We start from the raw sequence: 18039 nt of genomic DNA, 5'->3' as shown, positions 1-18039 counted from the left end.
CGCCAACCCTCAGACAATAGCAACCTTCGCCGCAGAACCGTTCAGCAGACTCTCCACCAGTTCCGGCGTCAGTTCATCGAAATGCGTGATGATCACGTCAGGATCGAGGCTCGACACCGGCACATCCGAATAGCCGAAGGGTACAGCGATCGCCGGCACACCGGCATTCTTCGCCACAGCAATATCATTGACACTGTCACCGATCATCACGGCGCGGGCAACATCGCCGCCGGCGCGTTCAATCGTGCCGGTCAGATGCCGCGCGTCGGGCTTGCGGTATTCGAACGTATCACCGCCGGTGATCGCGTCGAAATAATGCGTCAGCCCGAGCTTCTCCAGGAGTACGGTCGCGAGCCCTTCCATCTTGTTGGTGCAGACGGCGAGCGCATAGCCCGATGCCTTCAGGCTATCCATCGCGGCGACGAGACCGGGGTAGGGCTCGGTATGGCCCGGCATGTTTGCGCTATAATGGGCCACGAAACGCTCCACCAGTGCCGGCAGCTCTTCCTGCGAGATCGGGCGGCCCTGCAGCTTGCAGGCGCGCTCGATCATCACACGGGCGCCCTGGCCGACCAGATGCGTCAGGTCGTCATAGGTGACGGGCTCAAGATTGAGCGCTGCGATCGTGTAGTTCAGGCTTTCGACCAGATCGACATGGGTGTCGAGCAGCGTACCGTCGAGATCGAAGACAACAAGGGCCCTATTCTGGGGAAGAGCTTGGCGGGCATTTTCGGGAGCGGGGGTCAAAGTGATGCCTCTTTGCAGGGTAGGATCATCCGGGAGTAGGCGATGAACAGGCGAAAAGCAACGCCAGGACGGCTGATAGAAAAGTCGCAGCCGAAACGCGTGGCTTTCAATCGCAGGACGATGATTTTGGCTTTCGTTTGCAATACGAGCCGTGTAAACAGCACATCCAACGCAATATCAGGAGCTGGCGGCGCATGGATGCCCGCGAAATGAAGATCAAGGCCGCTGAGGCCGCGCTTGTCCATGTTGAGTACGGCATGCGTCTTGGAATCGGGACCGGAAGCACGGCGGAGGAATTCGTTCGCGTGCTCGCTGAAAAGGTTGCAGCCGGTTTCAAGGTCGAAGGCGTTCCGACGTCCGAGCGCACCGCGCGGCTCTGCGTCGAACTCGGCGTTCCCCTGAAATCGCTGGATGAGCTGCCGCAACTGGATCTCACCATCGACGGGGCCGACGAAGTCGATGCAGACTTGCGGCTCATCAAGGGTGGGGGCGGTGCGCTGTTGCGCGAAAAGATCGTCGCCGCAGCCTCGACTCGGATGATCGTCATTGCCGACGAAAGCAAGCTGGTGCAGACGCTCGGCGCTTTCGCATTGCCGATCGAGGTCAATCCCTTCGGCCTCGTTTCGACGCGCATCGCGATCGAAAGGACCGCCTCGCGCCTTGGTCTCTCCGGCGAACTGACACTGCGTCAGTCCGGCGACGGAGACTTTACGACTGACGGAGGACATCACATCATCGATGCATCTTTTGGCCGCATTCCTGATGCAGAGGCGCTTTCGAGGGAACTGAATTCCATACCCGGTGTCGTGGAGCACGGGCTTTTCATCAACATGGCGGCGCTTGCGATCATTGCCGGTCCTGCAGGCGCCCGCACGCTGCAGGCAAACAGATAACAGGAGCATAGAAACTCATGATGAACATTGCAGGTCTTGGCCGTCTTGCCGCTGCGACCATCGTTCTTTCCGGGCTTGCCTTTGGCTCTGCCGCAAGAGCGCAGGAAGTGTCCGAAGAGCAGCTGAAGGCTGCCCGCGCAGCCATGGATGCCATCGGCGCAACCACCCAGTATGACAACATCCTGCCGGGTCTGGCCGAGCGTCTGAAGGCCGGCCTCATCCAGGATTCGCCGAACTATCAGGATGTCATCTCCGCGACCGTCGATGCGCAGGCGCTGGCTCTGGCACCGCGCCGTGCCGACCTCGAGAAGGAAGCGGCTCTGACCTATGCCAAGGCCTTCTCGGTCGAAGAGCTTAAGGCGATTGCCGACTTCTACAATTCCGACGTCGGCAAGAAGCTGCTGCGCGACGGCCCGGTTGCCTCGCGCGAAACCGCCAAGGCTGCCGACATCTGGGCGCAGGGCATTTCCCGCGACCTCGAAAAGCAGAGCAATGTCCAGCTCTCCAAGGTCATCAAGGCTCCGCCGCCGGCGACCGACAGCCCGGCGACGCCGGCTCCGACCGCAGCACCGGCACCGGCCAAGCCGTAAGGCCGCCTTCACCTTTCGCAAAAGCCCGGCATCGTCCGGGCTTTTGTTTTTCTAATCCTCCCTCCTATATGTGAACCACCCATCCAGCGATTCCCTCCGGAGATCATCATGCCTTCCTTCGACTACGACCTCTTCGTCATCGGCGGCGGTTCGGGTGGCGTGCGCAGCGCGCGCGTCGCGGCCTCGCTCGGCAAGAAGGTGGCGATCGCCGAGGAATACCGCTATGGCGGCACCTGCGTGATCCGCGGCTGCGTGCCGAAGAAGCTCTTCGTTTATGCCTCGCAGTTCCACGAGCATTTCGAGGATGCAGCCGGCTTCGGCTGGACGGTCGGCGAAAGCTCGTTCGATTGGAAGAAGCTGATCGCCGCCAAGGATGGCGAGATCGCGCGGCTGGAAGGGCTCTACAAGAAGGGACTTGCCGGCGCCAATGCCGAGATCCTGGAGACGCGCGCCGAACTTGTCGATGCGCATACGATCAGGCTGCTGAAAACAGGCGAAACGGTCACCGCCAAGACCATCGTGATTGCGACCGGCGGCAGGCCGAACCCGCATGAGGCACTGCCCGGCCACGAGCTCTGCATTTCCTCCAACGAGGCTTTCCATCTGGAAGAACTGCCGAAATTGATCCTGATTGCCGGCGGCGGCTACATCGCCGTCGAATTTGCGAATATCTTCCACGGACTTGGCGTCGAGACGACGCTGATCTACCGCGGCACCGAAATCCTTTCGCGCTTCGACGAAGACCTGCGGCGCGGGCTGCATGAGGCGATGGCTGCCAAGGGCATCCGCATCCTCTGCCAGGACGTGATGCAGAAAGTGACGAAGGGCGAAGACGGCCTCGTCATCGAGACGCTGAAGAACGGCACGCTCAACGCCGGTGTCGTCATGCTGGCGCTCGGCCGCGATCCGAATACGAAAGGGCTCGGGCTCGAAAAGGCGGGTGTTGCGCTGAACGAGCGCGGCGCCATCATTGTCGACGACTATTCGCGTACCAATGTCGACGGTATCTATGCGCTCGGCGATGTCACCGACCGGGTACAGCTGACGCCGGTGGCGATCCATGAGGCCATGTGCTTCATCGAGACGGAATACAAGAACAATCCGACCAAGCCGGATTACGACCTGATCCCGACGGCGGTGTTCTCGCAGCCGGAGATCGGCACGGTCGGCCTTTCCGAGGAAGAGGCGGGCAAGCGCTACAAGGAGCTGGAAGTCTACCGCGCCCAGTTCCGGCCGCTGAAGGCCACACTTTCGGGCCGGGCCGAAAAGATGATGATGAAGCTGATCGTCGATGCCGCAGGCCGCAAGGTTGTTGGCGCCCATATCCTCGGCCACGACGCCGGCGAGATGGCGCAGATCCTCGGCATCACGCTGAAGGCCGGCTGCACCAAGGATGATTTCGACCGCACCATGGCGCTGCACCCGACGGCTGCCGAAGAGCTGGTGACCATGTATGCGCCGAGCTACCGTATCCGTGACGGCCAACGCGTTTAATCTGGGCGTCTGATCGCTTCCTCTGGAGTGACGCCTGCCGCACGAGCGGCAGGTGAGGGTGGTTAGCTGGTTAGCCGCGGCGCGCGGATGACCTTCAGGAACAGTGCCTTCATGGCATCGGCAATGCCTTCGGTCGGCGACACCTCGAAATAGAGGCCGGGCGAGGCGCAGGCGGCCATGCGCGTAGGTATCTCGTTCTGGAAGGGCTTGATCCAGGTATTGTACCAAGCGTTGCTCGGCAGCGGCAGGTAGGTGGTGTAGAGCACGGCGATCTTGACGCCGCGATCCTTCAGCGGCTTGCAGAAGGACGTGTCGATCGGCTCCTGGCAGCGGCCGCCGGTCGTCTTCTTCGTGCAGGTCGAGGGCTTGTTGCTGTCGCCGACGCCATCGGAGACGAAGAACAGGATCTTTTCCGGTTTGGTATTCGACGTTCCGTCGCCGGCCGGATCGATGATGGTGTTCATCTGCGTCATGGCGCTGTCGAAGCTGGTGAGCTGGTCCTGATTGTAGTTCTGATAGGGAATGGTCATCAGGTCGACGGCGTTGGTATAGTTCTTCACCTGCGTCAGATCCGAGGTGAGGCCTGATATCGTCGTCAGCTTGGCATCCTCGGCCTTGGTGCCGAAGGTGTAGACGCCCATGCGGAACTGATCGGCACTGACGCGCTCGGTCTTGGCCGTGTCGGTCAGCGCCTGGGTTGCCTGGCGCACCACATCGATGCGCATGGCGACGCCGAGGCTCTTGGCGATCGTGTAATTATTGCTGGCCTGGTCCATCTGGTGGCAGGCAAAGGCGCAGCCGGTCTTGGCCTCCAGCTTGGAAACATCGGTCGGGGTCGCGGCGACACCCATAGATGGCGTATTATCGAGCAGGATGTAGAAATCCATGAAGGAGGCGGTCTGATATTCCGCCGTCGCCGTGCCCGATATGGTGATCGAGTCCTGGCCGAGGACATGCATGAAGGTGGTGGGCACGGAGGCGCTGAAGGAGACGAACGAATTGATCTTGTTTGCCGTCTTGGTGACATCGATGCTGAGCTCTACAGGCACCGAGGTCAGTTCACCGGACATCTGTGAAAAGAAGATGCTGCGGGCATCCGTCTTGGCAACGGAGATGGTGCCGTTGCCCTTCATGGTCATGGCGGCTGCCACCGCATCCGATTTTTCGGAAACGGCGCCGACGGCTGCGGCATCAGCGGCGGCATAGAGCTGGGTGCGCAGGCTCAGCGCATGGGCATAGTCCAGCGCCAGACCGGCAGAGCCGACCAGCGGCACCATCAGCAGTGCCGTCATGATGCCGAAATTGCCAGACCGGTCCGAAAGGAAAGCGGACGAAAGGATACCCATGCTGAACCCCTATTTTATTAGGGTATTCTGTACATTCGAAATCTAAATTAGCCGGAAAATAGCATGGTATATATCGTCTTAACGCCAGTTTCGATGTCATATTGGCGCAGCCAGAGTGACGCTGCGAGCCGCCGATCGAAACTCTCCCGGGGCGCCGAATGCGCTAGGCAAGGGGAGCCGAAAGGTTTATAAGCCGCCGCATTCTTTAACGGGCAGGCATCCGGGGCAAACTGGATGGGGAAGCAGATGAGTGACATGGCACAGAATTGGACCCCGAGCAGCTGGCGGAGCAAGCCAATCCAGCAGGTTCCGGAATATCCTGACGCGGCTGCGCTGGCCGCGACGGAAGCCGTGCTTTCCACCTATCCGCCGCTCGTTTTTGCCGGGGAAGCCCGCCGCCTGAAGAGCGCGCTTGCCAATGTGGCCGAAGGCAATGCCTTCCTGCTGCAGGGTGGCGACTGCGCCGAGAGCTTCCTGGAGCATGGCGCCGACAATATCAGAGACTTCTTCCGCGCCTTCCTGCAGATGGCCGTCGTGCTGACTTTTGGCGCCCAGCTTCCCGTCGTGAAGGTTGGCCGCATCGCCGGCCAGTTCGCCAAGCCGCGCTCGGCACCGATGGAAACGCAGAACGGCGTGTCGCTGCCGAGCTACCGCGGCGATATCGTCAACGGCATCGAATTCACGCCGGAATCCCGTATCCCGAGCCCGGAGCGCCAGCTCGACGCTTACCGCCAGTCGGCCGCGACGCTGAACCTGCTGCGCGCCTTCGCGATGGGCGGCTATGCCAATCTCGACAACGTGCACAAGTGGATGCTCGGCTTCGTCAAGGACAGCCCGCAGGGCGAGCGCTACCGCAAGCTTGCCGACCGCATCAGCGAAACCATGGATTTCATGAAGGCGATCGGCATCACCCCGGACAACAATCCGAGCCTGCGCGAGACGGATTTCTTCACCAGCCACGAAGCGCTGCTGCTTGGCTATGAAGAAGCGCTGACCCGCGTCGACTCCACCTCGGGCGACTGGTACGCGACGTCAGGCCATATGATCTGGATCGGCGACCGCACACGCCAGCTCGACCATGCGCATGTGGAATATTTCCGCGGCATCAAGAACCCTGTTGGTCTCAAGTGCGGCCCGTCGCTGCAGCCAGACAACCTGATCGAACTGATCGACGCGCTGAACCCTGCCAACGAAGCCGGCCGCCTGACGCTGATCTGCCGCTTCGGCCACGACAAGGTGGCCGACAGCCTGCCGAAGCTCATCCGCGCCGTCGAACGTGAGGGCAAGAAGGTCGTCTGGTCCTGCGATCCGATGCACGGCAACACGATCACGCTCAACAGCTACAAGACGCGCCCCTTCGAGCGGATCCTCTCGGAAGTCGAAAGCTTCTTCCAGATCCACCGCGCCGAGGGCACGCATCCGGGCGGCATCCACATCGAGATGACCGGCAAGGACGTGACCGAATGCACCGGCGGCGCCCGCGCCGTAACAGCCGAGGACCTGCAGGACCGCTACCACACCCATTGCGACCCGCGCCTCAACGCCGACCAGGCACTGGAGCTGGCATTCCTGCTGGCCGAGCGCATGAAAGGCGGCCGGGATGAGAAGCGGATGGCTGCCAACGCTTAAGGCGAGTAGTGAGCAGCGAATTAAGTTGAAAGGCCCGGCCCAGCGCCGGGCCTTTTGTTTGTGGAGAAGCGCTCATCCACGCTCCCTCATCTCTGTGCCTGTCACGGAAATACGACGACTGCGAAGAGGAAGGCGAAGCGAACTATTTGATGTTTTTCTAAACCGGAAGCTGTAGTTATCTTCCATTGCCATTCTGATGAGCGATGACACAAGAGGGTAAGTTTGATGCGAACACGTCCGTCTGCGCGGCTGCTTCTGCTCGACCAGTTCGACTGCGTCCTGCTGTTCAAGTTCGTCTTCAGGTCCGGCGCCCTTGCGGGCAGCCAATATTGGGCGACACCGGGCGGCGGGCTCGAGGAGGGGGAAACGTTTGAGGAGGCGGCTCTACGCGAACTGCGGGAAGAGACAGGCCTTCATGCGGAGCAGGTAGGAACATCGATCGGCAGCCGGTCCTTCGATCTGCGGCTGCCCGATGGCGAGACAGTGTGGGCCGAGGAGCAGTTCTTCGCCGTGCGCGCCGAACGCGGCGCGATCTCCGACAGCGGTTGGACGGATTTGGAGCGGGAAGTCATGGCCGATCATCACTGGTGGTCGGCCGCGGAACTGGTCGGCAGTACCGAGATCATTTTTCCCGACGGAATCCTCGATCTGATGGAGGCCGCCGCCGCGCAGCCGGCCTTGCCGAGTGCCGTGCGTCGTTGACCACACCCCTCTTGTGGTCGGATCACAGGCCCTGTATGCAAGCTGCATGACCAGTATACCGACCCTTTCCGGCCTGTATTACGCGCTGCTCCCATAGAGCGGCGATGGTTATCTATTCGAAACCCGAAACGCCGCACGGTCGGCGGCGCGTGTTTCAGCAGAAGGTCTCCGGCCTGATAGGCCCTCATGGAGACCCTTGTGACCCTCAATTTCCAACCATCCACCAGACCCCGGTCGGAGTTCCTGCGTGTTCTCTCGGAGCGCGGATTCATCCAGCAATGCACCGACCTCGAAGCGCTCGATAGCTGGCTCGGTGCCGGGAGCGGTACGGCCTATAACGGCTTCGATCTGACGGCCGACAGCCTGCATGTCGGCCATCTCATCCCCATCATGATGCTGCGCTGGTTTCAGAAGACCGGTAACAGGCCGATCGCACTGATGGGCGGGGCGACGACCCGGCTCGGCGACCCGAGCTTTCGCGATACGTCGCGCCCCTTGCTCAGCGAAGAGCAGATCGCCGGCAATCTCGCCGGTATCCGGCGGATCTTCGAACGGTTCCTCACCTTCGGCGACGGGCCGACCGATGCGCTCATGGTCAACAATGCCGATTGGCTGGGCAGTCTGAAATACCTGGATTTCCTGCGCGATGTCGGCCCGCATTTTTCCGTCAACCGCATGCTGACATCCGAAAGCGTGCGCCAGCGGCTGGAGCGGGAGCAGTCGCTCTCGCTGCTCGAATTCAACTACATGGTCATGCAGGGCTATGACTTTCATGTGCTTGCCGAAACGCATGCCTGCCTGCTGCAGCTCGGCGGTTCGGACCAATGGGGCAATATCCTCAGCGGCGTGGAATTCGGCCGGCGCGCCGGCGGGCGAACGCTGTTCGGATTGACGGCGCCGCTCTTGACGACCGCCTCGGGCGCGAAAATGGGCAAGAGTGCTGCGGGCGCCGTGTGGCTGAATGCCGACCGGCTTTCGCCTATGAGTTCTGGCAATTCTGGCGCAATACCGAGGATGCTGATGTCGGCCGCTTCATGCGGCTCTTCACCGACTTGCCGCTTGACGAGATCGCCCGGCTGGAAATGCTGAGCGGCTCCGAAATCAACGTGGCGAAGAAGGTGCTGGCGGATGAGGTGACACAGCTCTGCCATGGCGTAGATGCCGCGGCAGAGGCCTCCGAAACGTCTCGCCGCATGTTCGAAGACGGCGAAGCTGCCGCAGGGCTGCCTACTGTCATGGTGACCGGCGAGGCGCTTCGTGAAGGCCTGCCACTGCCGGACGCGCTTGTGACCGCCGGGCTTGTTAAGTCGAAAAGCGAGGCGCGCCGGCTGATCCTTGGTGGCGGGGTTCGGGTCAACAGCCGCGGCGTTGACGATGAAACCATGCGGCTCGGTTATGCGGATATGGAGGGTGGCGTCATCCGCCTATCGGTCGGTCGGAAGAAGCACGTGCTGTTGCGGCCGAAACCGTGATGCGATCGGGGGCGGGCGCCTATGTCACGTAGGCGACCGCTCCCCGATGTTACAGGGCATTATGCGCGCGGAAATGCTGCTGCAGGAAAGCCTGGGCCTTGAGGAAGCTCCACGTTTTGGCGGAGCCGGGCATGAAATCCTCGTTGTTCAGGATGTCACTCAGCGGTGATGCGAAGAGTTCGGCTGCCTCGTTACGGTCGGGCGCATGGCGGGCGCCGTCGAGGATTTCGGCGGCGGTAGAGCGGCTTGATGCCATCAGGAAAAGCTCCGGATGGCAGTAGACCGGATCGTAGGCGAGGCCGATGGCGAAGGCTGAGGAGCGCGCGATATCGGTAACGGCAACCTCCTCGGCAAGCTCACGGGCCGCCTCCTCGAAAAGATCGATCTCTTCACCTTTCGCTGGCTCCGCGTAGCCGCCGATCAGATAGAGAGCGCCGGGATTTTGCTCGGCAGTGAAGCTTCGCCTGGTGACGATCACGTGCTGGTCTGCGGTGACAAGAACGACGGTGAGTCCGAGCGGATCGGCGCGCTCGGACTGCGGGTGCTCCTCGGCAAAACCGGCATGGCGGGTCGCCACATAGGCGGAAAAGCAAGTGCTCTGCGCCGTGATGGTCAGCCTGTTATCTTCGATGCGATGCTCTGCCATGCGCAGAAGCTGTCCGTCGAAGGCGGCGGGGTGTCTGGCGAGGAAGCGATCCCAGACCGCCTTCCGCAGCACCTCGACCGGATCGGAGAGGTGGAAGCTTCCGGTAAGGCGGCAATGGATATGATCGGCCGATATCGTGAATGCCTGGTCTGCAAATATCATATGCGCAATATCTTTCTCAGCAATTCGATGGTTTCGGTAATGGATGGCCCCTTTATCGGTGGCGGCTCGGCCCGCTCGCAGAATTCCCGCCAGACGAAGAAGGTCAGCTCGGCACCATCGGTCGGGGTTTCGCCGGGGCCTTCGGCGAAGGTATGGAGCAGGCGATAGCGCTCATCCTGCCAGAAGAGGTCTTCCACCCATTGATAGATCGGGATGATATGGAAATGGATGGGGTAGCCCGGCGCGTGGCCATAGCGACCAATGTAGACGCGTTTTGCGCCGAGCACCGTGCCGAGAGCCGTCTGCGCCCTTGCGATTAGCGGGCCGAGTTCGGCGAGGGCTTCGGGCGAGAGTTCCGACAGGTCGTTGGTGAAGCTTCGCGAGCTGACCATGAGATAGCCGGGCAGGGCGGAATTGATGCGATGGTTCACCAGCCAGCCTGATGTTTCGGATACATGAAACTGTTCGGGAATTTCCAAGGACTGTTTCTCCATCGCGTGGCGCCTGCGCGGATTCGCACAGTGGCCGACGATGACAAGCTTCGGCAAGGCAAGGGGACGTGACTTTCACCTGTTGTCGAGACAGATTGCGGACGCATCGAAGGGAAATGTTTTTGACTGATATTGCATGCGCCATCTTCTGGCGGGAAGGCCGGGTTCTGCTTGTCCGGCGTGCCGGGCACAAAGAGCGCTTTCCGGATTGCTGGGATCTGGTCGGCGGCCATGTTGAAATCGGCGAAAGCCCCGAGGCGGCAATGGTGCGTGAGGCGAAAGAGGAGATCGGCCTGACCCCATTGCGGTTTCGAAAGGTCGCCAAGCATGTCGAACACGGTACCACCTACCATCTCTTTCTGGTGAGCGAATGGCAGGGCACAGATCCGATATTGCTTGGTGATGAACATACGGCGATGCAATGGGTCACGCCTGGGGAGGCCGAGGCCCTTCACGATATGGGGCATCCGCAATGGTGTTCGATCTTCCGCGAGCTTCAGGGACAGTCTCTGCCTGGCGACATGGATTGACAGCTGAAGCCGTCGTCCAGGGCGCGGAAATACATATAAATAAAACTATATTTAAAATGTGGGCCGGGTCCCCTAATGAACCCGACCCGCATTCTCTCATAGGCTCGTTGCCAAGTTCCAGTTATAGACGCAGCGATCAAGGCCGATGGCGATTTCGAGGACGAGAACGTCGTGCTCGACGGCCGGACCCTTTTTCGGCTGCGTCCTGTAGCGTTCGGGAAAATCCGTGCGGCGGGAGATCGAGCAGACTTCCATCCACTTGTCGCCGTTATCCACTTCCACATCGACTGTCGTCTGCGCGTAGGCAGGCAAGCGGTCTGAGGGCACGATGCGGGTTGGCAGCGGAATGAGCGAGGCAATCATGCGGCGCACGGGCTCCAGCGAAGCGGCGTGGTAATCGTTGCCGCTGTCGGCCGTGTAGGCGCACTGGAATTCCAGCTGCCAGAATTCCTTCAGGCGCATGTGCTTGGTCGGCTGCTCCTGCTCGCGCCGGTAGGATCGACCGGCCTGCCAGACGCAGAGAGGCAGGCGCGTTCTGGAATGATTGCCGAGAATGTGCTGCATGTAGACGTAGCTGGAGGGCGTCGTTTCCGGCCGCAGTACGAGCGGTGGATCGGTTTCGGAAAGCTGTTCCTGCACCCAGATATCGGCATTGCTATAGGCATCCGAGATGAGGGCGCGCGGCGTCAGCGCCGGCGCCTCGACCCGTCTGATATCCCAGGCCGGATTTGCTGAGCGGAGGAAGGTTCGCACTTCCTCGGAGAAGAAGCGGACCATATGGTCGCGCATGTTGATTTCACGCTCCTCCCAGTGGACGAGCGAATTGACATTGAAAAGATTGAGCACGGTGCCTGTCTCCCTGACAGCCCTGAGAACTTTTCCGTCTTCTTCGAAGAACGGAAAAGCTCTGCCTATTTGCTTGACGCAATTCCGGACGCAAAACCGCTGAGCACTTTTGCTGGAATTGCTTTGCGGAGGGGCTTTACGTCCAGCAGTTCGCCGGACACCTGGGGCATCCGGACGTCACGACTGGACGCGGAGACCTCGTCCGCCAAAAGCGCGCAGAACGGCAACCTGCAGGCAGGTGCGGTCAAGACGGGAGAGGGGCGCGCTGTTGGAACTCATGGCAAGCTTCGTACTTGCAGGGCGGGCGCTTGTCAAACCGGCTTTTCGCATTGCGGCACCCGGGCCATTTATGCATTCTGGCGGCATGAGCGATCTGGATCTGGACCATATTCTTAGAGAACTTGCTGCCCGTGAGCCGATCTTCCACAGGCGGGAATTCGGCACGTCGCGGGCCGATCTCGAGCGGATGACCGATAGCAATTTCTGGGAAATCGGTGCGAGCGGGAAAGTTTATCAGCGCAGCTATGCCATCGAAACATCGCTTGCGCGCTACGCGAACGGGCCAGAACCACATGATTGGCCCTGCCGGGATTTTACCATCACGGTGCTGGCGGATGGGCTGTTCCTTCTGTCCTACATACTCGAAGAGCCGCAGCGCGTAACGCGCCATTCGACCATCTGGCGCCGGACAGACGTGGGCTGGAAAATCGTCTTCCATCAAGGGACGCCGGCGGGCTGAGCCGACGAGATGATGCTCTGCCTCTTCCAAAGCATCAGTTTTCCTGAAGCCTTTGATCAGCGCTTTGGATTTGACTGGCTGTTGTACCGACGTCACTCTCCCAACTGCTTCGGGGAGAACGGAAATGAGCGAACATCATGCAGGCGGGTGCCTGTGCGGCGCGGTGCGGTTCGAAACGCGAGAGAAGCCCGATGTCGTGGTCGGCTGCCATTGCTCGCAATGCCGGCGGCAGACGGGGCTTTATTATGCTTCGGCCGACGTGCCGGTTTCGGCACTGACTATTACCGGCGAGGAAAACCTGCGCTGGTATCAGTCGAGCGATGAGGCCAGGCGCGGTTTCTGCTCGCAATGCGGCTCGGCGCTGTTCTGGCAGAGGCTCGGCGGGCCGGCCATGTCCATCCTGGCCGGCGCTTTCGACGAGCCAAGCGGGCTCCACTTCGGCTATCATATCTTCTGTGCTGACAAGGCCGATTTCTATGAGATCCCCGATGGCGTTCCGCAATATGCAGGCCGCTCTTAGAGTTTTGCTTCACGCAATTCCGGACGCAAAGCCGATGCACGCTTCAGGCTTTGACGAAGCGGTAGGCCTCGCCCTTGCGCTCGGCATAACCGACGCCGGGATAGGACCAGTGATAGCCCAGCAGCTTGATCTTTTCCGAAGCGGCGCGGTCGAGCAGCATCCGGCGGTTTTTCAGGGCGGTTTCGGGATCGGTGTCGAAGCCGAAATGCCAGGCGGGATGTTCGAAGAAGATCACGTCATTGGTGCAGGCGTCACCCGTGATGAGGAGATTGCCGTCGCCGGCGAGTTCCAGCGAGATGTGACCCGGCGTGTGGCCTGATGTTTCGATCACCTGCATTCCGGGCAGGATTTCCTGTCCCGGCTTGACGAGAGTGAGCCTGTCTTTCACCGCGAAGAGATCGCGCTGCGCGCCGCAGGCGAAATCGTGCAGCGCTGATGGCATATGGGTCTCATAGTCCTTGTCGGTCCAGAAATTCCATTCGGTCTCGCTGACGAAATAGTCGGCATTCGGATAGAACAGCTTACCTTCGGCCACGGTCGTGGCACCCGAATGATCGGGATGGGCGTGAGTGAAGATCACCTTGGTGATGGCTTCCGGCTCGATGCCTGCTGCCTTCAGGTTGGCGGCGAGTTTGCCGGCACTGGCCTGGAAGTGGCTGCCGGAGCCGTTATCGATGAGGATCAGGTCGCTGCCGTGGCGGATGAGCGGGATATTGGCCTGAACCGGCGCGCCGGCCGCATCGCCGCCGAGCCGCGCCAGGATCGGTCGGCGCTCTTCCGGCGTCGCATCGGGAAGCAGGACTTCGGCGGGCAGAGTGATGAAGCCGTCGCTGACGACGGTGATATCGAAGGCGCCGTGCGTAAAGCGATGAAACTGCGCCGCATAGGTGCCGCGCGGCAGGGCAAGGGCCGCCGCGCCCGAGAGGGCGCCAGCCAGCAGTTGACGGCGCGTGGCCGATAGGCCGAGATTGTCCGGATTGCTCATCTGCTCGTCTCCTCTGAGATATCAGCATGAGGAGACAATAACAGGGGCGCGATGGGATTTCTCCTATAAAATCCAATATTATCAATTATTTACATTGATTTTCAGTTCTTTACGCCCGATGCCGGGGACACCATACCGGACAACCATTCCCTGACGACGGTGACAACCGCATATCAGGATTAAAAAGGCGCGCCGCAAGGGCGCGCCTTCGCATGTCTTCGAGAGAAAAACTTAATCCTTGATGAAGGCCAGCAGGTCCGGGTTGATGACTTCAGGATGCGTGGTGCACATGCCGTGCGGGAAGCCGGGATAAGTCTTCAGCGTGCCGTTCTTCAGCAGCTTGGCCGACAGCGGCGCGGAATCGGGATAGGGGACGATCTGGTCGTCATCGCCGTGCATGACGAGAACGGGCACGGTGATCTTCTGCAGATCTTCGGTGAAGTCGGTTTCGGAGAAGGCCTTGATGCAATCGTAGTGCGCCTTGGCGCCGCCCATCATGCCCTGACGCCACCAGTTTTCAATCACGCCCTGGCTGACCTTGGCGCCCGGACGGTTGAAGCCATAGAAGGGGCCGGTCGGGATATCGAGGAAGAACTGGGCGCGGTTGGCGACGAGGGCTGCGCGGAAGCCATCGAAGACTTCGAGCGGCAGGCCGCCGGGATTCTTGTCCGACTTGACCATGATGGGCGGCACGGCGCCGATGATCACGGCCTTGGCGACACGACCTTCCTTGGCGCGGGCGACATAGTGGACAACTTCGCCGCCACCGGTCGAGTGGCCGATATGGACGGCATTCTTGAGATCGAGGTGATCGGTCAGTGCGGCAACGTCGGCCGCATAGGTATCCATCTCGTTGCCTTCGAAGGTCTGGGTGGAGCGGCCGTGGCCGCGGCGGTCATGGGCGATGACGCGGAAACCCTTTTCGAGGAAGAACATCATCTGCGCGTCCCAGTCGTCGGCGCTGAGCGGCCAGCCGTGATGGAAGACGATCGGCTGGGCATCCTTCGAACCCCAATCCTTGTAGAAGATTTCAGTTCCGTCCTTGGTCTTGATGAAAGGCATCGTCTGGCTCCAATTTTCTGGTGATGTTGGACTGGTTGCGGCAAGCGTGGCTTTCGGCAGGGCGATGGCCGCAATGGCGGCGCCTCCTGCCAGAAGAACGTCCCACCGTGTGGCATCCGCCGTCAGTGCAATGCTGCGTTCACTCATGATCGCCTCCGTGTGGCATGCTTGCCTCCTTGCGGGCTTCTCCGCGCCTCTTCGACGAGAACAAGCTGACTCACTTCCGGCAGCGATACGAGTTAACCGTCGTAAATTGATGCAAAGCAAAAATGACGGCAATGCGCCATTAGACGTACTAACCTCATGAAGACAGTATGTTATCCGCAAGCTTTTTATTCTCGAAGCTGCCGGCGCTAGCGGGATTACCGCCTTCAGAAGATCAGCAAACTGGATTGCCCGAAGCGATCATTGCAGATTGCGCCAGATGACCGGCCGGTTCTCGTTGAAAGATCTGGCCTCCTTCTTCCAATGATTGAAGTGTCCGCCCTCTTGCAGCCTGGTTGCCGCGTCCCGACCGACCATCTTCGCAACCGCCGTCTCGTCCCCCATGTGGTTCAGCACCTCTAGGACCATATCGAGCAGGCCGACATAGTCGCTGGTGCCATAGGCTGAACAGAGCAGCTTCAGTCGGCTGCTGCCATTGGCAAGGTCGCGGGCCGAGGGTTCGGCTAGGTCTTCGGAGGAAAAAGAAAGCGGTGCGAACCAATAGGCGAGGTAGGCGAGGTCTCGCAGATGCGGCCCCGGACCTGCGAGGTCGAAATCGATGATCGCGACCGGGAGACCATCCCGAAAGATCATGTTGTAGGGCGCAAAATCATTGTGACAAATCACGTCATTGCGCTCGGCAAGAGGGTAGGTATAGGCCCAACTGCCGTCGGGGACGAAGTCCAGGCTTCGGGTCGCATCGTGCAACTTCCGTAACATTGCGGCGGATTCGGTGAGGGCAGCGGTATTCTCCCAGAGCGTCTCCGGGATCATCGCCGTGCCTGCCATGTAAGAGAGGATTTCTCTTCCGCTGTCATCGATACCTAGGAAACGAGGCGCATAGGCAAAACCCCACCGTTCCAGTTGCTTCAGCAGCCTGTGCACGTTCCGGCTATTCGGGCTCATTGAACGGCGTACCGTATCGGCGACCCTGACGACGCCGGCATTGATATTACCACCTGCGAGTGGCGTTTCGTCATCTGATGTCGGCATCCTTGCTCCCCCAGAGCCATGATCGCACTTGCAACCAGATAGCGGAAATAGACAGGGTTGCCCACGAACAGTTAGGCAGTCTGCTTAGGAGGGGCTGGCGTCGGCGATCCGCCGCTTGTCGAAGCCACGGAAACTGCTGTGCGCCAAGGGAGCGAGCGTGGCGGCGAGATAGGCGAGACCTGTCAGAAGCAATGCGGTTGAAAGGCCCCACGCATCGACCAATACGCCGCCGACAAGGCCGCCGAAGGGGAGGAGCGCCCAGCAGAGCGCGGCATTCAGCGATGTGACGCGGCCTATCAAAGGCTTCGGTGTGCGCTCGAAGAGCACGGCCGAGAGGATGGGATTGAGGAAGCCCGAGGCAAAGCCGCCAATGGCGAGCGTCATACAAATGAGCGCAAGCGGCGTTTCCACCGCAAAGACCAGAAAGCGCGGAAAGCCAGTCAGCAGGAATGCGACCGTGTAAACGGCAAGGCGCGGCAGGCGCTCGCCGATCATGGCGGCAATCACGGCACCGATAATCGAGGCGCCGGAGAAAACGGCGAACATGGTTCCGAGCAGGGCCGGGCCATGGCCCGAGGTCTGCGTCCAGACCGGCAACAAGACGGCGCCAAAGGCCTGATCGAGCAGATTGGTGGTTGCCACCATCAGCACGATTGCGACCAGCACCGCATCGCGGCGCAGGAAGCGCCAGCCTTCCGCGAGTTCACGGCCATAGGCGGCGATGCCGGTTGCTTCCGGCTTCGGAGCGCGCCGCAATTGGGGGATGCCGGCTGCGACGATCACGGCGGCAGCGGCGAAGGTGAGGGCGTTGACGGCTAGCGCCTGGCTTGGTCCGACAAGGGCGATCAGCGCGCCAGCGCCGGCCGCGCCTGCGGCCGATGCAAGGCGCTCGATGGCGCCAGCGACGCCGGTCACGCGTTCCAGCGGCACGGAGGCGAGTTCCGCAATGTCGGGGACCATGGATTGCTTGGCGGCATCCGAGGGGCCGCGCAGGACGCCCATGGCGAAGACGATCGGCAGCAGGATCGGCATGGTGAGCAGGTCGAGAAGATGCAGCACGGGCACGAGGCCAACGGCGACCACCGAGGCGCTGTCGCAGATGACGGCGATGCGCTTCGGGCCGAGGCGGTCGATCAGGGGGCCGCCGAGCGCCTTGGCGACGACATAGGGCAGCATCTCCATCATAGCGACGAGGCCGGTCAGCACGGGACTGCCGGTCGTGCTCAGCACCAGCCAGGGGATGGCGACACTGGAGAGCCGCGTGCCTGAAATGGAAAGCGTTTCGGCGACCGCGAGCGCGATGAAGGGACTGCGGCGGCTCATGGCTCGCTCTCTTCCTCGCCATGCGGCAGGCGGCCCGGATAGGGAAAGGCGTGCAGCATGACAGTGAAAGGCACTGTGCCTGATGGCAGTGGCTCGCCGAGGGGCGGGGCCTCGCGCATCGCTTCCATGAGGAGGTCGTTCAGCCGCTTCGTCAGGGCTTCGGCCTTTTCAGAAGTCAGCGGAATGATGATGTCGCTTGCTGTGCTGGCCTTCCGCCATGCGAGCGGCAGCTCGGCATATTCCTCGACTGCCTTCTGCATCTGATCGACCTGCAGGGAGAGGATCGCCTGCGTGAAGGCGACGTCCATATCGAAAGCCTCGCCTTCGGTTTCCGCCGGCTGCACCGAGGTGATCTCGTGGCATGCCCTCCACCAGCGGTCACGACGGGATGGCCCCGGCGCATCCTCGATGAAACCATACTGGGCAAGCTGGCGCAGGTGATAGCTCGTCGCGCCGCTGTTGAGCCCGAGCCGTGTCGCGAGCTGCGTTGCCGTTGCGGGACCATCGATGCGCAGCATACCGAGCATACGTAGGCGCACCGGATGGGCGAGCGCCTTCAGCGCCGTGACGTCGGGAACGACCCGGCTGACGTTGCGGAATGTAGATGACGCAGGTGTAGGAACAGGTGTTTTCATAGCGGCTGCTTAGTACCGCAAATGAATCTT

Annotated in this window: 19 protein-coding genes and 1 pseudogene; 9 read left to right on the top strand and 11 right to left on the bottom strand. The window is 61.0% G+C overall.

Annotated elements, in window-relative coordinates:
* Nucleotides 1-9: 9 nt before the first annotated feature.
* On the bottom strand, nt 10-747 hold the full coding sequence (locus AB8B33_RS09420; RefSeq protein WP_439015142.1) for an HAD family hydrolase: 738 nt from the start codon (nt 745-747) through the stop codon (nt 10-12).
* Entirely contained in the window at nt 744-992 is a 249-nt protein-coding gene (locus tag AB8B33_RS09415) for a hypothetical protein (RefSeq protein ID WP_167669466.1), read from the bottom strand. The genes AB8B33_RS09420 and AB8B33_RS09415 overlap by 4 nt, the downstream gene beginning before the upstream one ends.
* Here AB8B33_RS09415 and rpiA point away from each other — a divergent pair.
* From rpiA to gor, 3 genes are all read left to right on the top strand, one after another.
* The gene (gene rpiA, locus AB8B33_RS09410) at nt 942-1640 is read left to right on the top strand and encodes a ribose-5-phosphate isomerase RpiA (protein ID WP_113325577.1); all 699 of its coding nucleotides are present in this window, start codon (nt 942-944) and stop codon (nt 1638-1640) included. The two genes, AB8B33_RS09415 and rpiA, sit on opposite strands and share 51 nt — an antisense overlap.
* Nucleotides 1641-1657: 17 nt before the next feature.
* On the top strand, nt 1658-2230 hold the full coding sequence (locus tag AB8B33_RS09405; protein ID WP_439015141.1) for a DUF2059 domain-containing protein: 573 nt from the start codon (nt 1658-1660) through the stop codon (nt 2228-2230).
* A 108-nt stretch (nt 2231-2338) separates the two neighbouring features.
* Entirely contained in the window at nt 2339-3724 is a 1386-nt protein-coding gene (gene gor, locus AB8B33_RS09400; RefSeq protein WP_439015140.1) for a glutathione-disulfide reductase, read from the top strand.
* Nucleotides 3725-3786: 62 nt separating this feature from the next.
* On the opposite strand, the gene AB8B33_RS09395 is transcribed toward gor, so the two are convergent.
* On the bottom strand, nt 3787-5070 hold the full coding sequence (locus tag AB8B33_RS09395; protein ID WP_439015139.1) for a pilus assembly protein TadG-related protein: 1284 nt from the start codon (nt 5068-5070) through the stop codon (nt 3787-3789).
* A gap of 255 nt (nt 5071-5325) precedes the next feature.
* Between AB8B33_RS09395 and AB8B33_RS09390 the strand changes: the two genes are divergently transcribed.
* From AB8B33_RS09390 to tyrS, 3 genes and pseudogenes are all read left to right on the top strand, one after another.
* Entirely contained in the window at nt 5326-6699 is a 1374-nt protein-coding gene (locus AB8B33_RS09390; RefSeq protein ID WP_439017210.1) for a class II 3-deoxy-7-phosphoheptulonate synthase, read from the top strand.
* 225 nt (nt 6700-6924) lie between these two features.
* Nucleotides 6925-7401, top strand: a complete 477-nt coding sequence (locus tag AB8B33_RS09385; RefSeq protein WP_439015138.1) for an NUDIX hydrolase — start codon at nt 6925-6927, stop codon at nt 7399-7401.
* 186 nt (nt 7402-7587) lie between these two features.
* Nucleotides 7588-8873: pseudogene (gene tyrS / locus AB8B33_RS09380) on the top strand (tyrosine--tRNA ligase).
* Nucleotides 8874-8922: 49 nt separating this feature from the next.
* Here the strand turns inward: tyrS and AB8B33_RS09375 are convergent.
* Both AB8B33_RS09375 and AB8B33_RS09370 read right to left on the bottom strand, forming a co-directional pair.
* The gene (locus AB8B33_RS09375; RefSeq protein WP_439015137.1) at nt 8923-9681 is read right to left on the bottom strand and encodes an NUDIX hydrolase; all 759 of its coding nucleotides are present in this window, start codon (nt 9679-9681) and stop codon (nt 8923-8925) included.
* Entirely contained in the window at nt 9678-10160 is a 483-nt protein-coding gene (locus AB8B33_RS09370) for an HIT family protein (protein ID WP_439015136.1), read from the bottom strand. Before AB8B33_RS09370 ends, AB8B33_RS09375 begins: the two co-directional genes overlap by 4 nt.
* 134 nt (nt 10161-10294) lie before the next feature.
* On the opposite strand from AB8B33_RS09370, the gene AB8B33_RS09365 reads away from it, so the two are divergent.
* Nucleotides 10295-10702 carry an NUDIX hydrolase gene (locus AB8B33_RS09365; RefSeq protein ID WP_439015135.1) on the top strand — a complete coding sequence of 136 codons (408 nt, stop codon included), beginning with the start codon at nt 10295-10297 and terminating at the stop codon, nt 10700-10702.
* 96 nt (nt 10703-10798) lie between these two features.
* On the opposite strand, the gene AB8B33_RS09360 is transcribed toward AB8B33_RS09365, so the two are convergent.
* Entirely contained in the window at nt 10799-11548 is a 750-nt protein-coding gene (locus tag AB8B33_RS09360) for an aminoacyl--tRNA ligase-related protein (RefSeq protein ID WP_439015134.1), read from the bottom strand.
* A 364-nt stretch (nt 11549-11912) separates the two neighbouring features.
* Between AB8B33_RS09360 and AB8B33_RS09355 the strand changes: the two genes are divergently transcribed.
* Both AB8B33_RS09355 and AB8B33_RS09350 read left to right on the top strand, forming a co-directional pair.
* On the top strand, nt 11913-12287 hold the full coding sequence (locus AB8B33_RS09355; protein WP_439015133.1) for a DUF4440 domain-containing protein: 375 nt from the start codon (nt 11913-11915) through the stop codon (nt 12285-12287).
* 124 nt (nt 12288-12411) lie between these two features.
* On the top strand, nt 12412-12807 hold the full coding sequence (locus tag AB8B33_RS09350) for a GFA family protein (protein ID WP_439015132.1): 396 nt from the start codon (nt 12412-12414) through the stop codon (nt 12805-12807).
* Nucleotides 12808-12850: 43 nt separating this feature from the next.
* On the opposite strand, the gene AB8B33_RS09345 is transcribed toward AB8B33_RS09350, so the two are convergent.
* From AB8B33_RS09345 to AB8B33_RS09325, 5 genes are all read right to left on the bottom strand, one after another.
* Nucleotides 12851-13792, bottom strand: coding sequence for an MBL fold metallo-hydrolase (locus AB8B33_RS09345; protein WP_439015131.1), 942 nt, complete (start codon nt 13790-13792; stop codon nt 12851-12853).
* Nucleotides 13793-14023: 231 nt separating this feature from the next.
* Nucleotides 14024-14854, bottom strand: a complete 831-nt coding sequence (locus tag AB8B33_RS09340; RefSeq protein WP_439017209.1) for an alpha/beta fold hydrolase — start codon at nt 14852-14854, stop codon at nt 14024-14026.
* 405 nt (nt 14855-15259) lie between these two features.
* On the bottom strand, nt 15260-16051 hold the full coding sequence (locus AB8B33_RS09335; RefSeq protein WP_439015130.1) for an aminoglycoside phosphotransferase family protein: 792 nt from the start codon (nt 16049-16051) through the stop codon (nt 15260-15262).
* A gap of 84 nt (nt 16052-16135) precedes the next feature.
* A complete protein-coding gene (locus AB8B33_RS09330) occupies nt 16136-17374 on the bottom strand; it encodes an MFS transporter (protein ID WP_439015129.1) in 1239 nt (412 codons plus the stop codon).
* Nucleotides 17371-18009, bottom strand: a complete 639-nt coding sequence (locus AB8B33_RS09325; protein ID WP_439015128.1) for an ArsR/SmtB family transcription factor — start codon at nt 18007-18009, stop codon at nt 17371-17373. Before AB8B33_RS09325 ends, AB8B33_RS09330 begins: the two co-directional genes overlap by 4 nt.
* Nucleotides 18010-18039: the final 30 nt, after the last annotated feature.

Origin of the sequence: Rhizobium sp. 768_B6_N1_8, from assembly GCF_051811225.1 — a bacterium.
Classification (GTDB): domain Bacteria; phylum Pseudomonadota; class Alphaproteobacteria; order Rhizobiales; family Rhizobiaceae; genus Rhizobium.
Note: the sequence above shows the minus strand (reverse complement) of the source record. Positions and strands in the feature narration are given on the sequence as shown.